A 483-nucleotide genomic window follows, 5' to 3' on the forward strand; every position below is an offset into this window, starting at 1 on the left:
ATACGATCAGCTCGCTGCCGGGGTTGAGCCGCGCCAGCCGTAGCTTCGCCGCCTGCGCCTTCGGGTGGGCGATATCGTCGGTGGTGAACAGAATTTGCCGCTGGAGATTGCTCAAGTGAACATCGTCATCGTCCGCCAGCGTCAGCGTACCAACGCCTGCGCCCGCCAGATAGAGTGCCGCAGGCGAACCCAATCCGCCTAAGCCGACAATCAATACATGACTATTGAGCAACTTTTGCTGGCCTTCAATCGCAATATCGCCGAGCAGGATCTGGCGGCTATAGCGCATAAAATCATGGTCATTCATCGCCGACTCCTGCGATTGCAAGTAACTGTTGCGTAGCGGCGCGCCAGTCGGCGGCCTGGGTGATGGCGCTGACCACGGCAATACTGCCGACGCCGGTCGCCAGCACCGCAGGGGCGCGTTCCACACTGATACCGCCAATCGCCACGGTGGGGTAATCCGCCAGACGTTCAATATGC

2 protein-coding genes are annotated in these 483 nt (G+C 60.0%); both read right to left on the reverse strand.

What is annotated here, in order from left to right; all coding sequences use genetic code 11:
* The coding region (locus KUA11_RS17070; RefSeq protein WP_217412245.1) for a HesA/MoeB/ThiF family protein at positions 1–307 on the reverse strand (307 nt) is incomplete at its 3' end.
* On the reverse strand, positions 300–483 hold a 184-nt coding region (locus tag KUA11_RS17075), incomplete at its 5' end, for a thiamine phosphate synthase (protein WP_217412247.1). The genes KUA11_RS17075 and KUA11_RS17070, both read right to left, overlap by 8 nt.

This window comes from Acetobacter estunensis (genome assembly GCF_019083805.1).
Classification (GTDB): Bacteria; Pseudomonadota; Alphaproteobacteria; order Acetobacterales; family Acetobacteraceae; genus Acetobacter; species Acetobacter estunensis_A.